Source organism: Exiguobacterium sp. UBA3968, from assembly GCF_002385115.1.
Taxonomy (GTDB): domain Bacteria; phylum Bacillota; class Bacilli; order Exiguobacteriales; family Exiguobacteriaceae; genus Exiguobacterium_A.
Map to the genome: position 1 here is coordinate 1,909,126 of NZ_DGCW01000005.1, position 16,602 is coordinate 1,925,727.

General features: G+C 51.0%; 16 protein-coding genes. 4 read left to right on the forward strand and 12 right to left on the reverse strand.

What is annotated here, in order from left to right:
* Nucleotides 1–29: 29 nt before the first annotated feature.
* Entirely contained in the window at nucleotides 30–1,103 is a 1,074-nt protein-coding gene (locus B3S86_RS11570) for a glycerate kinase (protein ID WP_290752684.1), read from the reverse strand.
* Nucleotides 1,104–1,236: 133 nt separating this feature from the next.
* Between B3S86_RS11570 and B3S86_RS11575 the strand changes: the two genes are divergently transcribed.
* Together B3S86_RS11575 and B3S86_RS11580 are read left to right on the forward strand one after the other, a co-directional pair.
* Nucleotides 1,237–1,926, forward strand: coding sequence for a hypothetical protein (locus tag B3S86_RS11575; RefSeq protein ID WP_290752687.1), 690 nt, complete (start codon nucleotides 1,237–1,239; stop codon nucleotides 1,924–1,926).
* Entirely contained in the window at nucleotides 1,923–2,543 is a 621-nt protein-coding gene (locus tag B3S86_RS11580) for a hypothetical protein (RefSeq protein WP_290752690.1), read from the forward strand. The genes B3S86_RS11575 and B3S86_RS11580 overlap by 4 nt, the downstream gene beginning before the upstream one ends.
* 66 nt (nucleotides 2,544–2,609) lie before the next feature.
* Here the strand turns inward: B3S86_RS11580 and B3S86_RS11585 are convergent, their stop codons facing one another.
* Nucleotides 2,610–3,521, reverse strand: a complete 912-nt coding sequence (locus B3S86_RS11585) for a Gfo/Idh/MocA family protein (protein WP_290752693.1) — start codon at nucleotides 3,519–3,521, stop codon at nucleotides 2,610–2,612.
* Nucleotides 3,522–3,693: 172 nt separating this feature from the next.
* Between B3S86_RS11585 and B3S86_RS11590 the strand changes: the two genes are divergently transcribed.
* Both B3S86_RS11590 and B3S86_RS11595 read left to right on the forward strand, forming a co-directional pair.
* Nucleotides 3,694–4,947, forward strand: coding sequence for an SH3 domain-containing protein (locus tag B3S86_RS11590; protein ID WP_035410361.1), 1,254 nt, complete (start codon nucleotides 3,694–3,696; stop codon nucleotides 4,945–4,947).
* A 145-nt stretch (nucleotides 4,948–5,092) separates the two neighbouring features.
* On the forward strand, nucleotides 5,093–5,698 hold the full coding sequence (locus B3S86_RS11595) for an AmiS/UreI family transporter (RefSeq protein WP_290752698.1): 606 nt from the start codon (nucleotides 5,093–5,095) through the stop codon (nucleotides 5,696–5,698).
* A gap of 275 nt (nucleotides 5,699–5,973) precedes the next feature.
* Here the strand turns inward: B3S86_RS11595 and B3S86_RS11600 are convergent, their stop codons facing one another.
* Genes B3S86_RS11600 through B3S86_RS11645 form a run of 10 tightly spaced genes read right to left on the reverse strand, consistent with a single transcriptional unit; the run spans nucleotide 5,974 to nucleotide 16,598 of the window.
* Nucleotides 5,974–6,864 (reverse strand): LCP family protein, encoded by an 891-nt coding sequence (locus tag B3S86_RS11600; protein WP_290752701.1) that lies wholly within the window; start codon nucleotides 6,862–6,864, stop codon nucleotides 5,974–5,976.
* Between the two features lie 29 nt (nucleotides 6,865–6,893).
* Nucleotides 6,894–7,664 (reverse strand): hypothetical protein, encoded by a 771-nt coding sequence (locus tag B3S86_RS11605; protein WP_290752704.1) that lies wholly within the window; start codon nucleotides 7,662–7,664, stop codon nucleotides 6,894–6,896.
* A complete protein-coding gene (locus B3S86_RS11610; protein ID WP_290752707.1) occupies nucleotides 7,661–8,812 on the reverse strand; it encodes an aminotransferase class I/II-fold pyridoxal phosphate-dependent enzyme in 1,152 nt (383 codons plus the stop codon). The genes B3S86_RS11605 and B3S86_RS11610 overlap by 4 nt, the downstream gene beginning before the upstream one ends.
* On the reverse strand, nucleotides 8,809–9,879 hold the full coding sequence (locus B3S86_RS11615) for a lipid II:glycine glycyltransferase FemX (protein WP_290752710.1): 1,071 nt from the start codon (nucleotides 9,877–9,879) through the stop codon (nucleotides 8,809–8,811). Before B3S86_RS11615 ends, B3S86_RS11610 begins: the two co-directional genes overlap by 4 nt.
* Complete coding sequence (locus B3S86_RS11620) at nucleotides 9,860–10,480, reverse strand: sugar transferase (RefSeq protein WP_290752713.1); 621 nt, start codon at nucleotides 10,478–10,480, stop codon at nucleotides 9,860–9,862. The genes B3S86_RS11615 and B3S86_RS11620 overlap by 20 nt, the downstream gene beginning before the upstream one ends.
* Before the next feature lie 15 nt (nucleotides 10,481–10,495).
* Nucleotides 10,496–11,605: a glycosyltransferase family 4 protein gene (locus B3S86_RS11625; RefSeq protein WP_035410382.1), complete on the reverse strand. Its 1,110-nt coding sequence runs from the start codon at nucleotides 11,603–11,605 to the stop codon at nucleotides 10,496–10,498.
* Complete coding sequence (locus tag B3S86_RS11630) at nucleotides 11,593–12,936, reverse strand: nucleotide sugar dehydrogenase (protein WP_035410385.1); 1,344 nt, start codon at nucleotides 12,934–12,936, stop codon at nucleotides 11,593–11,595. Before B3S86_RS11630 ends, B3S86_RS11625 begins: the two co-directional genes overlap by 13 nt.
* Before the next feature lie 12 nt (nucleotides 12,937–12,948).
* Entirely contained in the window at nucleotides 12,949–14,298 is a 1,350-nt protein-coding gene (locus B3S86_RS11635; protein WP_290752719.1) for a phenylacetate--CoA ligase family protein, read from the reverse strand.
* On the reverse strand, nucleotides 14,288–15,322 hold the full coding sequence (locus B3S86_RS11640) for an NAD-dependent epimerase (RefSeq protein WP_035410391.1): 1,035 nt from the start codon (nucleotides 15,320–15,322) through the stop codon (nucleotides 14,288–14,290). The genes B3S86_RS11635 and B3S86_RS11640 overlap by 11 nt, the downstream gene beginning before the upstream one ends.
* Complete coding sequence (locus B3S86_RS11645) at nucleotides 15,312–16,598, reverse strand: phospholipid carrier-dependent glycosyltransferase (protein ID WP_290752725.1); 1,287 nt, start codon at nucleotides 16,596–16,598, stop codon at nucleotides 15,312–15,314. Before B3S86_RS11645 ends, B3S86_RS11640 begins: the two co-directional genes overlap by 11 nt.
* Between the last annotated feature and the right edge of the window lie 4 nt (nucleotides 16,599–16,602).

Sequence of the window (16,602 nt, forward strand, 5' to 3'; positions counted from 1 at the left end):
TACAGTTATTTACCCAAACTTTTCCGACTTCATCCCTGTTTCAGTGAAAGTTCCTCGAGCCACTTACGTGTTTGCTCCTGTAGGCGCGTTTTCGTCTGTTCCGGGTCGAGTGTGATCGGCTGATCGACATGAATCGATCGACAATCAAGTGCCTGCGGGATGTTTTCTTCGACGATTCCTGCAAGGATCAGACAAGGAACGCCAGCTGTTCTCGCCATCCGCGTGACCTCACCTGGCAACTTTCCGATTTGGCTTTGACGATCGACCCGTCCTTCCCCTGTCCAGACATAATCCGCTTGTTGCATCCGCTCTGCTACACGAAGGTGTTGCAAGATCGTCGATGCGCCCGGAACGATTCGTCCACCAAGCGCATACACGGCTCCACCGAGTCCGCCGGCTGCCCCTGCTCCTTTGACGCCCTCTAATCCAAGTAACTTTCCAATCTGTTCGAGTTGTTGATCGAGTTTTATGATGTCATCCGGAAGCAGTCCTTTTTGTGGACCAAACAGATAAGCCGGACCATCTAGACCATGATAGGGAGCTGTCACATCTACGAGGGCTTCCAGCTGAACCGGATACGTTGAACAATGAATGGCTTGCGTCTCAAGTAACGGATTTGTACAAAACAAAATCGGCTTACCCGAGGCATCTTGAAGACGACAACCGACTTCCGCGAGTAAACCAAGTCCCCCATCCGTCGTACCTGTCCCCCCTAACGCCAGTCGGATACGTGTTATTCCTTGATTGCGTAACTGTTCCATCAAACGCCCGACGCCACGCGTATTCACTCGAACAGGATTATCTCCGCTTTGTCGCATCGGCAGTCCACAAATACGCGCGACTTCGATGACGGCGTCTGAATCTTTTACGGCATACTGCACTTCACACGGACGACCTGCTAGATCAATCGTCATGGTCGTCTTTTCCTCATATCCAAGCGCGAGATAGACTTCAAGCGTTCCTTCCCCACCGTCCGCGACAGGTGAGGAATCGATGATCGCGGTTGGATCATGTGCCAGTATTCCGGACGTGACGGCTTCTGCTGCCTCCTTCGAAGAAATACTACCTTTGAACGCATCCATTAAAATCAAGTGACGTTCCATCTGTAAGCTCTCCCTTCAAAAATCTCATATCAAGTTTTGATTGCGTTTCCAATTAATGTTACGATGATACTAATTTCAAATTACCATTCCCTTATCTGACATTTCATTTTACATACACAGGAGGTCTTATCCCATGGAACGCTGTTCGTTATGTGGAACACCACTTCGTCAACACGATACGACTTGTTCGCATTGCCAACATCCTGTTATCAAGAAAGAACAACTCGCCGAACCACCCACTTCGTCCACTTCACGGACTTGGCTCATCAGTACCTGCCTTTTGCTCTTTCTCGTCGGAGGAGCCGGTTTCCTGTGGTATTCGCTACAAGATCCCGTTTCCCCTGAAGCGGGTCCGACACCTAGTGTCGAAGCACTCGCGCTTTCGGAATGGTCCGATGAACAAACAGCGTACAATCAAACATACTCGAAAGACCGTCCTCCAACGTCCTATGATGTCCTTCGCTTCGTCCGTCAATATACTCGGACGATTCCGGAGCTTGCGACATTCTCGAAGAAATACGATTCCATCGAGACGTTTTCTGCGATCCAGTTCACGACTTTGAACGTCTTTGAATCAGAGTTTAAGCATCTCCATCGTATAACGAATGCCGTTGATGCCTCTGTCGCTCCAAGTGTTCTCGCCGTGACATTCCAAAAATTCACGTCAAAGGGAGTTACGTATCATTTACGTACACAAGAAACGTACCAAATTGCGACAGCAAACGGTTCAGAGCCTGTGACGTATCGCGTCCATTATCGTCTGAAAGTGCATACGGATCATCTTCAAATCATTGATGTTAATCGAACGGAGGTGACTTCATGAAACGAGTGCTCCTTTGTCTGCCTCTTTGTCTTCTGATGGCGTGTTCGCCAGAAACATCTAGGATTCAAGAACAGCTCGAGCAGCAAACCTACACCCGTGCCGTCGAACGATCGGAACAAGATATCGATGAACCGGCTGCTCAGCTGATGGTTCAGCTTGAACGACAGCTTGCTGGTTATCAACTGCGTGATGTCTTAAAAACAGCGGAAGCAATCGAACGTCTTCAACTCACAACGGATCATCCTGTTCGAAAAAGGGCAGAAGCCATTGCCCTCAGTGCAAAAGAGATGTTGAAGCAAGTCAAACAGTTCGAAGGTACGTATGAAGTCGAACGAAGTATACTCGAAGACGAGCCGTTCGACGGAACCGGACGTATTCATGTGTCTTTTGACGAGCAGGACACATTCATCGCGATGATTCGCTTTGAGCAGTTCGGTCTCCCGGACGCACTGCGAAACGACGAAGAGATCATTCGTTTTGAACCGGATTTCTCTGCTCGTATTAACTTATCCGAAGGACAAGTCAGTTACCGCTTCGCCCGCTCGACACTTCGTGTGACGTTCGAAGGACCGAGCGGTAAGCGGATTTATCAACTCAAACAACTATCAAAGAAGTAAACGCTAAAATGCCGCTCCACTTGAGAGAATATCCTCGAGTGAAGCGGCATTTTTGACGATTCCTACTCAGCGCGCAGCTTGAACGTGTTCATACACCTGTTGGCATAATTCATGTGTCGCGAGGCTATCAGACGCTACGACCGATTCGGAATGTTCCCCTTTGATCGTCCGAAGGAACGCGTCTAACATATCGACGAACCCGCGTCGCTTTAATGTCGCTTCCCAGTTATCGAGCGGATACCGGAGCGTTCCTTGCTTCGTCAATTGATCGAGTGTCGTCACGTCGGTTGCGACCCGTTTTTCCTCCGGTCCCATCACTTCGACGCGTTCTTCCGTCATACCGTTATCGCGGTTCATGACACCGATTGCCGTGATGCCGTTTGAGACGAATTGAATCGTCACGTGATGTAGCCCGCTTTCGTCTTGCTTACTCTTGACGTGTAAGTCTTCAATCTCACCACGTCCCGTCAAAAAGCGAAGCGTATCCGCGACATGGATGAAATCATCGAACAGAAATGGCTTGGCGTCTTCGATGAACGACGTCCGATTCTTTTGCATGAGGACGAGATTCGGATCGTTCACTTCAAGTAAGCGCTGGTGTGCTGACGCAAAGCGACGATTGAATCCCGTGATGAACGGTAACTGCTTCTCTTCCGATAGACGAGTCAGTTCACGAATTTCTTCAATTTCCATCGAGACTGGTTTATCAACGTAGACGGCGATTCCTGCTTCTAGCGCTTGTCGCGCTTGCTCGGCATGGACGACTGTCGCTGAATGGATCATGACCGCGTCGATCCCTTCCTGTACAGCATCAGTAAACGTCGCGTATGTCCTCGCAAAGCGATAGTCTGCTTGCAATCGTTTTGCTTTCTCTTCATCTCGTGAAATCAAATATACCTCGATATCAGATCGTTCAGCATAGACCGGTAAATAGGCTTTTTGAGCGATGTCCCCTAAACCAATGACGGCTAATTTCATATGAACTCCTCCTTTTCGACTGTTGCTTACATTCCCTATGATACGTTAATTGACACGAAAAGATGAGAAACAGCCCTTTACAGGCATCAAATTCCTTTTTTTGAAAAGAAGTGAATTTCCTTTTTTTGTTTTATGATAAAACCATATTTGAACAAGGAGGGAATGAGTTTTTATGAAGCGCTTGCTCCGTACTAGTCTTACGCTCTTATTATTGTTCGCTTTGTGCCTTCCCGCCATTCCGGCTCAGGCAGCCAGTTACCAAGTCGTCGTCACTTCGACGATTGGAGCGAACATCCGCTCGAAGCCGAGTACCGCCTCGTCCGCAACGATTGTAAGACGTGCTGCGTACAAGGCAAAATTCACAGCCGTCTCGTATACGAATGGCTGGTACAAGATCAAGGACGGAGGTACATATCGTTATCTATCGAACCAGGTCGCTCAAAAAGTATCGAGTAGCTCAGTGAAGACGTACAAAATCGTCGTCTACTCGAAAGCTGGAGCGAACGTCCGAACATCCCCAAGCACGGCATCGTCAAAGAATATCAAGCGACTCGCACCTTACAACTCGAAGTTCAATGCGGTTTCGTATTCGAACGGTTGGTATAAGGTCAAAGGTACGACCAATTACTACTATGTGTCGAACCAAGTTGCTAGAAAAGTGACGACGAGCAGTCCAAAACCATCGAGTGGTAGTTATCCTGTTGCGTCGATGCGGTATTTTAAGCTTGGATCGTCAAGTTATCAATTGACGAAAGAAAGTTTCGTTCGCCGTTACCCAGCGAGTACAACGAAACTATTGACGGGGATCGTCGCTTATGACGAAGCAGCGCGTAAAGGTACACTCGATCAAACGTTCACCCTGACGTCTGCGATGTTATCTGTCCCTGCTGGCAGTAGCGTAGCGGGTTTCCGTGTTGGCGACAAAGTGACGATGCGCCAACTCTTGAACGGGATGCTGATCCGCTCTGGCAACGATGCAGCAAAAGCGATCGCCGTCCGGACAGCAGGTTCTGAATCGAAGTTCGTCTCGTACATGAATAACCGCGCCCGTTCAATCGGGATGAGTGCAAGCCATTTCATGAACCCACACGGCTTCTATCATCCAAGTCATTACACGACAGCTGCTGATATGCAAAAACTCGCGAATACATATGCGAAGTACAGCGCCTTGATGACGATCAGTGGACGCAAGTCGTATCAGACGACCGTTAAAGGACCGTATGCACGGACATTGACGTGGTATCATACGAATACGTCGCTTCCAGGAGATACACGTGTTTATGCGAGCAAGACTGGTTACACACCGGAATCTGGTTACACACGTGTCTTCTTCATCAAAAAAGGATCGACACGATATGGTCTCGTCACACTGAAAGGAACGTTGTCCCAAACCGAGACGACACTTCGCTCCGTCTTAAATCAATAATCGACTCATCAACAGTCTGGTTTTCCGTTTCGGGAGCCAGACTGTTTTCTTTTTTTTTCAAATTATACTTGCGCTGAAAACGAATTCATCTTAGAGTTGAAATTAGAATCAGACGTCTGACGTCTTAATGAAGGAGAGTTTTTACGTGGGAAATGTCAGTTTATTATTTGGGGGCGTTGCGCTCTTTTTAAATAGTTTGACCTTGTTCGGAAAAGTCGATCTCCGTAGCGCTGGTGTCTTCAGTCTCATCACGGGTCTACTGCAAACGTTCATCGCAACGTATCTCGTCATCGGTGCTGCAGGTGATCCGGCATTGACGTTCGGGTACGCGAGTATTTATCTGTTTGCCTTTACGTATGTTTATGTCGGGATCACGTTCTTATTTAACCTCGACGGAAGCGGTGTCGGTTGGTTTTCCTTGTTCGTTGCAATCGCCGCTTTGTTTTATGCATTCGTCAGCTTCACGACAGCAGACATCATCGGCGGGGTGACATGGTTGTTCTGGGTATTGCTCTGGAGCCTGTTTTTCCTCGGGATGGGAATGAATCGTCCGATTGACGCGATCACTGCCCGCGTCGCCCTCGTATTAAGCTGGTTGACATTGATCGTACCGGCATTGATCGGTCTTCGATTCGGCTACTTTAGTTCTGCATATCAATGGTTATGGAGTGGGGCTGCCGTTCTGACTGTCGTCTATTTCCTCTATACGATGATGAAATTCTCGATGCTTCGGACGATCCGCTCGTCGTGACATGCTAATCGATTCATCAAAAAAGATGTCCATTTTCGGTTATGAATCGGAGATGGACATCTTTTTTGATTGATGGAGAACGCTATCGTTCATCCGCGACTCCTACAGGAAAAGAAAGTGCCATTGGTACTTTCGTCAGGGATGAATCAGACCTGGCAAACAGCATGAAATGTTGGTTGCCGCGGCTGATTTCCCGCCTGAGGAAAGCGCGGATGAGAGTAGCGTTCGTTTCGTTATCAATCAGTCCTGATATCGCAATTTCCTCTCCATTCCAATCATTTGAGCGCTTCCTGCAGTTGAGCTTGAACTTCTTTTAACGACTTATCCGTCGGATGCCAGTAATAGATGCCGTCCGATTCGATGCCTCCTGATCCGTCAAGCGACAAGGTCTTGACGTTGCGTAAGGCATCCCGGTAGTCCGTCGCGACCGTCCGGGCAACGGAAAATGGTACGTTCGTCTTGACGTTTTTCCCGAGGGCATCGAGGATAGCGTTGAAACGACGAATCGAGAAGTCTTCTGTCATCTTATCAGCGACTGCCTGAACGACTTGCCGTTGGCGGATTTGTCGTCCGAAGTCCCCACGTGGATCATCGTGCCGCATACGGGCATAGGCGAGTGCTTCCTTCCCGTTCAATGATAGTTCTCCTTTTGGGAACTGCATCTCATAGTACGAAAAATTGATATCGTTCTTGACTCTGACCCCATCCACCGCATTGACGAGATCCGTAAAGCCCGCTAGATTGATCTCAGCGAAATAGTCGATCTGGATCTTTAACAGATGACTGACCGTATCAAGCGCCATCTGTGGACCACCGAAGGCATAGGCATGGTTGATTTTATCATTCGAACCATTGCCGATGATGTCTGTCTTTAAGTCGCGCGGGATGCTGATCATCTGACTGGTATTCGTTTTCGGATCAATCGTCACGACGATGATCGTATCACTCCGTCCTGTCTCATTTTTTCGTTGATCGACGCCGAGTAAGAGAAACGAGAGTCCTTTTTTCTGCTCGACGGCTTTTTCCGTCTCAACGCTTGCTTTGACCGGTACCTGAACTTCTTTGAGCGTCTGACTCGCTTTATGATACACATATCCGCCTGAACTAAAGAGAAGGAGCAGGCAAATCCCCGTAAGTGTCAGTACGATCCATTTCCATTTCTTCATCACCCATTCTCCTTTTCTTCAATTTCAATTCAGGACGGTCGTTGTGCTTCGAGTACCAGTAAAGCATTGCGCCAGCTACCAAACAAGGCAGTGATGACTCCGATGCTTGGCGCATCACGTCCGATACTGAACCGTTGATAACTTGCGATCGTCAGATGCTCCGTCTCTTGTGCGGCTTCAGCAAGTACTTCGAGCACTTCTTCTTCCCGCCAGCGTTTACGCGGGAATTCGATGCCGATGATTTCAAGTGCGTTTGACCAAGAGCCGTACCGGCGGGCAATCGTTGCGACAGTCGGACGATTTTGACCAGCCGCCCACTTCGTGTAGGTCTGACTCGTCAAGACCGGCAAGACCCCTTGCGCTTCCAGTAATGACTCGATGATCCGTTGTTCCATTTCCTGGACGCGTTCCTTTAAGATATCCGCTTCTGACAATGCCTGCTGCCACGAGTTGAATTGATGGACGATATCCGTCAGGCTTGGTGCTTGTTTCTGTTGTGCCCATTCGCGGTACGTCGCACTCGTGAAAGGATGGAGTTCCTCCCGTGCCTGACGCAAGGCGTCAATGATTTCCGATTTCGTGAACGTCAAGCGGGCATGCCCGATGCCTGCTCGTTCCAAGGCGATTTGCCACGATCCAAACATCATCAGGATTTCCGCGACGCTTGGATGAGTGGTGTGGAGTTGCCAGCGGAAATAGGTATTGGCCGTCAATTCATTCTTCCCGTTCGCAGCGAGACGGAGTGCTTGGATCGCTTCCTCCATATCGCGCATGACGATGTCCCCTTCCCATATATTCATGACTGGACGTTCCTGCGTACGGTCGTCTGTAAAGCATGACGAACGTTTCGGATGACGACGGCTTGTTCAGTGAACGTCATTTGTGAAGCAGACGGAAGGCAGATACCGTCTTCAAACAAGCGACGGCTGACGTCAACCCCTTCTGCTGTGACGAATGGTACGTCGCGATAGACGGGTTGTAAGTGCATCGGTTTCCAGACCGGGCGAGACTCGGCATTCGCTTGTTGCAGTGTCTGAATCATCGCATCGCGTTGCGCTTGACCACCCGGTAAAAGAAAGGCACTGAGCCAGCGGTTGGCGAACGTTCCAGGCTGCTCGACTTGCGACGTGACGCCGTCCGGGGCAAAGGCACGGTCGTAGCGATCAAAAATTTTCCGCCGTGCATCGACGCGTTGATCGAGAACCTCAAGCTGTCCCCGTCCGATCCCAGCAGCGACATTACTCATTCGGTAATTGTAGCCGACTTCCGTATGCTCATAATGCAAGACCTGCTGTCGCGCCTGTGTTCCGAGATAAAAGGCACGTTCAATCAGAGCCGGATCATTTGCGACGAGCATCCCGCCGCCTGACGTCGTGATGATTTTGTTGCCATTGAACGAATAGATACCGAACGTTCCGAACGTTCCGGTCATCCGCCCGTTGACACGAGTCCCGAGTGATTCTGCAGCATCCTCGATCAACGGAACATCGTACTCTTCACAGATCGCAGCAATCTCCTCGATTCGCGCGGCGACACCGTACAGATGAACGACGATGACAGCCTTCGGAAGTCGACCACGCGTTGCCGCCTGGATCAAGGCCCGACGGAGTGCGACGGGCGACATGTTCCAGGTCTCTTCTTCCGAGTCGATCAATACAGGTCGCGCTCCGACATACCGAATCGGATTCGTCGAGGCAATGAACGTCAAGGACTGACAGAAGACATCATCCCCCGTCGTGACACCAAGTGTCGCGAGCGCCAGATGAATCGCTGCTGTCCCACTGCTCGTCGCAAGCGTTGCACCAGCTCCCGTGTATGCTTGCATATCTCGTTCAAAGGCATCGACATTTGGTCCAAGAGGGGCGACCCAGTTCGTCTCGAGTGCCTCGTTGACGTAACGGGCTTCCTGACCACTTAAATGCGGGATGGAGAGTGGGATGTGTTTCATGATGTTTCCTCCCTTCGAGGTGACAGATGACGAATCGGTGTTCGGTAGAGCGGGAACCAGTGACCCATTTGAGTTTCCGGATGTTGTCGTTCGAATTGTCGCGTTAGACGCTCATAGATCGTGGCATCCAGAATCGACGTACCGAGTCCAAAAAACGTTTGATTCGCACTAAAGGATCGTTTGTAGGCAAGCAAGCTATCCGTATTCGATCGTGTCGTGCCTCCACCAAGATGAAGCGCTTGAAAACCGGCTTGTTTTGCCCAACGAATCATCTCCGCGAATAATAGGTGGTTGGGTCGAAGTGCTAACGATGCGGGATCAGACGCACCGAGGTGATAATGCGCGAACTGGCGACCAGTCAAGACGATACATCCGGCGATGATCCGTCCGTCATGTTCAGCAAGCAACAGGACATTTTTGATTCGTCCGTCCGCGAAGTGATCGAAGTAGGTCTGATCAAAGTAATACCGGGCATCGGCTTGATGTTTGTCCATCGTCATCTGATAGAGACGCGCGAAGTCCCGGTATTCTTCCGGGCGTCCCAGACGAATCGTGACGCCTTCGCGACGCGCCTTCCGGATGTTGCGTCGCGTCATTTGCGAAAAGTCGCTTTCGATCATCTCGAACGGGTCCGTTAGTTCCAGTGTCACGGTCGGCTGCAGGATCTCCGTTTGATGGCACCAGTACTGACCCAGTTCTTGATTGTGCAAGAGTGGATGGAAGCGAACCGTCTCTGTGACGATTCCCGTCTCATTGCAATAGCGTTCGAATCGCTCGCGCGCTTCGCGAATCTGATCGAGTGACCAGATGCCTTTGAAGGAAGGACCACCGTAGCCGTAAGGTGTCGTGATATCTTCAAAGAGTGTGCCTGGAATCCGTCGCCGCAAGTACGGATAGATCAACGTCCCAAACTCCGTCGGATAATAAAATAACTCAGGAATCTCGTCGTGTTCCTTCGCGAGTTCGAAGTAAGCATGTTCGTAATAACAATCGAGCTGATAGGTCGCAACGAGTGCATCCCATTCGCGCGGATCCCGGATCAACCGTTCATCGCTTAACGACATCATGGGGAACACCTCCGTCGAGACCCTTGAACTCACCCATTCCAGTCTGATGAGCCGTCGAGTTCCCCTCTGACGAGATGACCATTTTGAACGTCTTGAACAAGATATAGAGATCGAGTCGGAATGTCTGATTCGCTGCGTACCATTGATCTTGCTCGAGTCGTTGTTGCCACGTCGTCGCGTTCCGTCCATGAATCTGCGCCCAGCCCGTCAGACCAGGAAGGACATCATGCCGTGTCATCTGCTCCTTCGTATAGTGGTTCAAATAACTGACGAGTAACGGACGCGGCCCGACGAAGCTCATCTGACCGCGGAGAATGTTAAAGAACTGCGGAATCTCATCAAGGCTTAAGCGACGAATCCACTCGAGTGATGCGGGAATCCGGTCTGCATCCGGGAGAAGTTTTCCCTCAGCATCCGTTTCGTTCGTCATCGTGCGGAATTTGTAGATTTTGAACAACTCCCCCTTGTAACCTGGGCGGACTTGATTGAAGAAAATCGGACGACCGAGCTTCGTATAGATGACTAAGGCGACGAGGGCGTAGACGGGAATCAGGATCAAGATAGCGATAAGACTAACCGTGAAGTCGAATGTGCGTTTCATGATGACGTCCTCCTTTTACATAGCTGAAAAGAGATCAAGTTGTCGTTTGATGACGTCGGCTTCGTTGAAATGTTTCATGGCACGGTCAAATCCGTTCCGTCCCATCTCGTTGGCACGGTCAGGATGTTCGACGAGTGTGTTCATCCGTTTGGCAAGCTTCGTGATATCGCGGACTTCGATGAGATAGCCTGTCTTCCCCTCGACGACTTCCTCACGACAGCCGCGGATGTTTGTCGCGATGACCGGTTTTGCGCTCGCCATCGCTTCGATGATTGATCGTGGTACGCCTTCACGATGCGACGGTAAGACGAAGGCATCGACTTGTTGGAATAAACCCGGTACGTCTTCGACGAATCCAAGGTAGTCGACGTTTGGAATCTCGCGAATCCGCCGTAAGAATAAGTGTTTCGTCGTCTGATCGCGCTCGCTTGCCATCATCTCACCGGCAATGACGAGACGGGCTTCCGGGTGACGATAGACGACATCCTCGAATGCATCGAGCAGTTCGAGAATTCCTTTCTCTTCGACGATCCGACCGATGAATAAGAACGTAAACGGCGCTCCGGCTTCACGTGGTCGTGGGTAGAAGCGGGTCAAGTCGATTCCATTTCCGAGATGCATCAGCCGGGTATTCGCTTTAAAGCGTTTGCGCTGGGCGAGTTGATAATCTTCCTCGCTTTGAAGGAGCAGATAATCGGTCGCGAGACGTGCCAACCACTTTTCGACTGAATACGTTAGCTGATACGTCATCCGCCCCATCTTCTCGTGGAAGTAAAAACCGTGTGCCGTATAGACGATATGCTTCGTCCCGGCACGTTTGGCGGCGACCCGTCCAAGGGCAGCGGCGACTGGTGTGTGGACATGGACGGCGTCGTAACCATCCTCTTTCAAGATTCGCGTGATTTCACGGATCGTCCGCCAGTTACTCGTCCAGTCGATTCGCCGCTCGATCGGAATGTCATGCATCCGGAATCCCTTTGCTGCCAGTTTCACCGAGGCACCCGTGTCGGCACAGGCGATGCCGACGTCGTGCCCCGCATTTTGTAAAGCCAGTAAGAGCGGCTGCAACATCGTCTCTGCCGTCGTATCGAGAGCACAGACTTGAAGGATTTTTAGAGGCGCCATACGTGGACCCCCTCCGGTTGTTCTGCTCGTGGCAACATGCCTTTGATGTCGACGACGATGCCGCGACCGACCTTCAGTAAGTGTTGTGCCAGATTCCAACCACCTTCAACGTATTCTTCGTGTGAGACGGCAAAGATGACGACGTCGGCTGGTTTGAGTTCACTCATCTCGAGTAAGTCGATCCCGTACTCACGTTTTGCCTCACTCTTTTCGACGAGTCGGTCCGTCACTTGGACGTCGATTCCGAACTCTTCGATTTCATGAACGAGGTTCGCAACTTTCGAGTTGCGAATGTCGCTGACGTTTTCTTTGAACGATAATCCAAGAATGGTGACCCGGGCGCCGAGCACCGGCATGTTCTGTTTGATCAAGTTCTTAACGAGCGCTGTGGCGATGAAACGCCCCATCGTATCGTTGATCCGGCGACCGGCAAGGATGACTTCCGGATGGTAGCCAAGTGACTCCGCCTTCATCGTCAGATAGAACGGATCGACACCGATACAGTGACCGCCGACGAGACCCGGACGGAACGGGAGGAAGTTCCATTTCGTACCGGCTGCTTCGAGGACTTCGAGCGTATCGATGTTCATCCGGTCGAAGATGATTGCGAGTTCGTTCATCAAGGCGATGTTGAGGTCGCGTTGTGTGTTTTCGATGATTTTTGCTGCTTCCGCGACCTTGATCGATGAGGCACGGTGGACACCGGCTTCGACGACGGCTTCATAAACTTCCGCGACGATATCCAGTGTCTGTTCATCTTGGGCGGAGACGATTTTTTTAATCGTTTTAAACGTGTGCTCATGGTCACCCGGGTTGATTCGCTCCGGTGAGTAGCCGACAAAGAAGTCGACACCAGCGCATAAGCCGGACGCTTCTTCAAGAACCGGGATACAATCTTCTTCCGTAGCTCCAGGGTAGACGGTCGACTCGTAGACGACGATGTCGCCTTTATTGAGCTGGCGACCCACGAGGTGCGACGCCCGTAAGAGTGGTGTCAGGTCCGGCTGGTTCTGTGCATTGATCGGGGTCGGAACGGCGATGATGATGAAGTCGCTCGCCTGCAGTGCCGATGGATCTGAGACATAATCGACGGTTGCGTTCTTCAACGTGAAGGGACTCAGTTCGAGTGTCGCGTCGATGCCTTCTTGAAGTTCTTGGATTCGTTGTTCCTTGATGTCAAAGCCGATCACGCCCGTCTTTTCACCGAACGCAACGGCAACGGGAAGTCCGACGTAGCCGAGTCCGACGACGGCAATCGAACGGTTGGCAATGGGAAGTGCACCAGTATGGGCTGCTGTCGTATCTACGATGTGTTTGACTGCCTTGTTCATGTTGGGTTCCTCCTATTTCATCGACTGTTTGACGATCAACGTTTTTCCGTTTGGCTCTTGTTTGACGTGTTCGACTGGTTCAAGGACGATTTTCATGTCGGAGCCGAGTAACTTGCGCATCTCGTTCAAGAGAATCTGTTCGTGCTTCGGTTGGAAACGTTTCGCATCCGGAATATAGCGGAGTGTCACATGATTGAGCGCATGCTGTTCGACTTGGAGTCGTAGAACTGAGTTCGGTAGCTCCCGGGCAATCGTCGTGATGTCTCCTTCGAAGACTTTGCCACGCTTCTCGCTGACGATGTAGCTCGTTCCCCGACCATCAATCGAGGCGATGACGGGACCATTTAATCCGCAGCCGCATGTCTCGTCACTGAGTGTCATCCGGTCACCGATCCGGTAACGAATCAGCGGTGTGCCGCGTGTCGTAAAACAGGTGACGACGACTTCTCCGTCCTCTCCATACGGTTCGATGATGCCAGTTTCGTGGTGCAGATGCAGTTTATGATGGCGGCACTCCGAGATGATTGGTGCTCCTTCCGAGGAACCGTATTGATCAAAGACCGGGACACCGAATGCTTCCTCGAGGATGGAGCGCATCTCCTCCGTCACCGTTTCGGATGTCGGGAAGATGGCGATCAGCGGGATATCCAGTTGAATGTGGTGCTTCAGCATATAACGGGCGATTTCGACCATCGCTGTCGGTGTTCCGTCGAGTGCGCGTGGTTGAAAACGATTCAGCTCTTCAATATAGGCTGGGAAGTTCTCTTCTTTCATATGAAAAATCGAGAGTAACAATTGATTGAGTGGTCGATTCATCCGCCAGAAGATCGGTTTCGTTTGATCGACGGCTGTCAGCGTCCGACCGGTGAAGCTTGCCCGGCGCATTCCGGCCTTGAAACCGTGGAGTTCCTTGAAGTAATCAAGATGGGCCATCCGTTCCTGTACATCTTCTCGCATGAAGGCGACTTGGAGTGACTTTCCGCTCGTCCCTCCCGTCCGTCCGCGAACCGGCGCATCGACACGGGACATGAACGCATCATTGTTTTGGCGAAGCGTCTCTTTTTCAAGGATCGGAATCGTCTTCAGCTGCTCGAGTGACGTAAACGGTAACTGGATGTCATGTTCGTGAAAGAGTTGTCTGTAATACGGTGTATGCGCCACGGCGAAGGCAAGGAACGCATTCAGACGGTCGAGTTGTTCCGCTTGGTAATCCCGCGTCCGGTCCTTCATCCGGAGCTCCTTCATCTTTTGCTCATAGAAGCGACCGTAGCGTTCTTGCATCAACTTCCGACCGTATAACGAGGTCAGCCAATTTTGGATGAAGATTGGAGAGCGATAGTAGATATTCTCTTTAAGCGCCATCTTGGATTTCCTCCTTCATCAAGTAATGGCTCTCGTACCAGTCGATGAATGCATGGACACCAGCTTCGACCGTCGTCTGTGGTCGGTAGCCGATTGTCTCGAATAGTGAGGAGACATCGGCGAAACTTTCCGGGACGTCACCCGGCTGTAACGGCATCCCGTTCTTGATCGCCGTCTTACCGAGGCGTCGTTCAATCAAGGCGACGAATTCACTTAAGCGAATCGGGCTATGACTACCGATGTTGTAGACGCGATACGGGACGTTGCTACGATCCGGTAAGGGATTTGACGCGTCAAACGTCGCGTCGACTTCCGGTTCAGTCTGGAACAGACGATAGATGCTTTCGATGATATCGTCGACGTAGGTGAAGTCTCGTCCCATCTCGCCGTAGTTGTAGAGATCGATTGGTTCGCCCTTCGCAATTGCCTCTGTGAACTTGAACAGTGCCATATCCGGGCGCCCCCATGGACCGTAGACGCTAAAGAAGCGAAGCCCTGTCGTCTTGATGCCGTAAAGGCTGCTATAGGTGTGTGCCATCAATTCGTTTGCTTTTTTCGAGGCGGCGTAAAGACTTAGCGGATGATCGACGGCGTCCGTCGTCGCAAACGGCATCTTCGTATTCGATCCATAGACGGAACTCGATGAAGCGTAGATCAACTGCTCGACGGGATGATGGCGACAGGCTTCTAGAATCGAGAGAAAACCGACGATGTTTGATGTCATGTAGACATCGGGTCGGTCGATGCTATAGCGTACGCCTGCCTGCGCTGCCAGGTGGAGAACGAGATCAATTGATTCTTGTTCAAAGATTCGCGCGACGACTTCCGTCTCTTCGAGTGAGACCCGGTAAAATGTATAATTCGTGCCGAGTTCAGCGAGCCGGGCTTCTTTTAACGTCGGGTCGTAATAGTCGTTCACTTCATCGAGTCCGATGACCCGGTAACCCTCCCGGATGAAACGGCGTGCGGCATGAAATCCAATGAAGCCTGCGATACCAGTGATTAAGATCGTTTTATTCGGCACGGTGTTCGACCTCCTCGAAGTAGTGGCGCGCTTGCAGGCGCATGTAGTGAACGGTTGTGTAGACGATGAGTAACATCGGGAACAACTTATACCGGTGTCGGATGGCCGTTCCGACGTTGCCGGTTCCAAGACCGAAGATCAACGCGTTGAGTGCAAAAAGAAGGAAAAAGAAGAAGAGGACGCTGCCGAACGGATGCTGACGAATCAGTTTGAACGACCGAACGATGGCAAAACAACCGATGAAGTAGAAGATGGCGTCAAGGAAGAAAATCAGGATGTTCATGACACTCGACCATTGCCACGGGAATGGTGAGAACAGGAAGTAAATCATCCGGATCGGTGAGTAGAGAATCATGTCGCCTGGACCTGTCACCGTCAATCCATTCAAGTAAGCGGAGCCGCCACGATCGTAGCTCATCCCGCTGAACAACTGTCCGTTTTCCGATACGTGGGTGAACTTCGCGAACAAGACGTCTTGGAAGCTGTAGACGATGAAGCCGACGACGAGTACTTGGAAAATCAGTCGCTGTACCTTCGTCGGTTCAAAGTCCATGCGTCGTGTCTCATGGCTATAAAACGAGAAGTAGACGAGTAAGACGGCGATTCCAACGGCAAGACCGGAGTGGAACATCGTACTGACGAAGTAGCCGAGATACGCGAGAACCATATGTCTGCTGGACTTCTCTTCCGTCCAGCGGACCATGTAATAAAGCGTATAGACGATTCCAAGGGCGACGATCTGATCCCGTAAGAGAATCGGTGAGAGCAACAATCCTTGCGGGAAGAACGCGAAGATGAGTGTTGCACCGAAGACGTATCGTTCCGGTAAACGTAATCGCTGTAATGTCTTTGCTAGAATGACGACGGCGACGACGCCAAGGATGACGTTGAAGAACTGAGCTAGGATTCGTTCCGGTCCGAACATCAGATAGAAGATTCCGAGAAACTTGGAATAGGTGCCGCGGACGACATCGTTAAAGGTCGACGGGTCGGTGAAGATTTGGACACCTTCGAGATGAAAGGCTTCCGTATCGTCCCCACTGTGCGGTGGTAAGCGGAACAGTTCGAGATCGATGAACATCAAAACCAATCGGACGAAGAAAGCGGTGATGAAGACAAGATAGAGCGGCGTCGTCTCGGCTTGGCGGAGTAGGTAATAGAGAAACAACACCGAGTTGATGAGCAGCAAGGCGGTCACGTACGTGTCCGGGAAGAGCGACCGGGCGAATTGACAAACGAGCGCTTCAATGACGATGAGTAAGAGAATTGGTCGCATCTTC

Excerpts from the sequence above, each read along its gene's own strand:
- B3S86_RS11635 (WP_290752719.1), bottom strand. The coding sequence starts at position 14,298 with ATGGCGCTTAAAGAGAATATCTACTATCGCTCTCCAATCTTCATCCAA.
- B3S86_RS11570 (WP_290752684.1), bottom strand. The coding sequence starts at position 1,103 with ATGGAACGTCACTTGATTTTAATGGATGCGTTCAAAGGTAGTATTTCT.
- B3S86_RS11610 (WP_290752707.1), bottom strand. The coding sequence starts at position 8,812 with ATGAAACACATCCCACTCTCCATCCCGCATTTAAGTGGTCAGGAAGCC.
- B3S86_RS11585 (WP_290752693.1), bottom strand. The coding sequence starts at position 3,521 with ATGAAATTAGCCGTCATTGGTTTAGGGGACATCGCTCAAAAAGCCTAT.
- B3S86_RS11615 (WP_290752710.1), bottom strand. The coding sequence starts at position 9,879 with ATGATGTCGTTAAGCGATGAACGGTTGATCCGGGATCCGCGCGAATGG.
- B3S86_RS11630 (WP_035410385.1), bottom strand. The coding sequence starts at position 12,936 with ATGAACAAGGCAGTCAAACACATCGTAGATACGACAGCAGCCCATACT.
- B3S86_RS11620 (WP_290752713.1), bottom strand. The coding sequence starts at position 10,480 with ATGAAACGCACATTCGACTTCACGGTTAGTCTTATCGCTATCTTGATC.
- B3S86_RS11575 (WP_290752687.1), top strand. The coding sequence starts at position 1,237 with ATGGAACGCTGTTCGTTATGTGGAACACCACTTCGTCAACACGATACG.
- B3S86_RS11605 (WP_290752704.1), bottom strand. The coding sequence starts at position 7,664 with ATGAATATATGGGAAGGGGACATCGTCATGCGCGATATGGAGGAAGCG.
- B3S86_RS11590 (WP_035410361.1), top strand. The coding sequence starts at position 3,694 with ATGAAGCGCTTGCTCCGTACTAGTCTTACGCTCTTATTATTGTTCGCT.
- B3S86_RS11600 (WP_290752701.1), bottom strand. The coding sequence starts at position 6,864 with ATGAAGAAATGGAAATGGATCGTACTGACACTTACGGGGATTTGCCTG.
- B3S86_RS11645 (WP_290752725.1), bottom strand. The coding sequence starts at position 16,598 with ATGCGACCAATTCTCTTACTCATCGTCATTGAAGCGCTCGTTTGTCAA.
- B3S86_RS11580 (WP_290752690.1), top strand. The coding sequence starts at position 1,923 with ATGAAACGAGTGCTCCTTTGTCTGCCTCTTTGTCTTCTGATGGCGTGT.
- B3S86_RS11625 (WP_035410382.1), bottom strand. The coding sequence starts at position 11,605 with ATGGCGCCTCTAAAAATCCTTCAAGTCTGTGCTCTCGATACGACGGCA.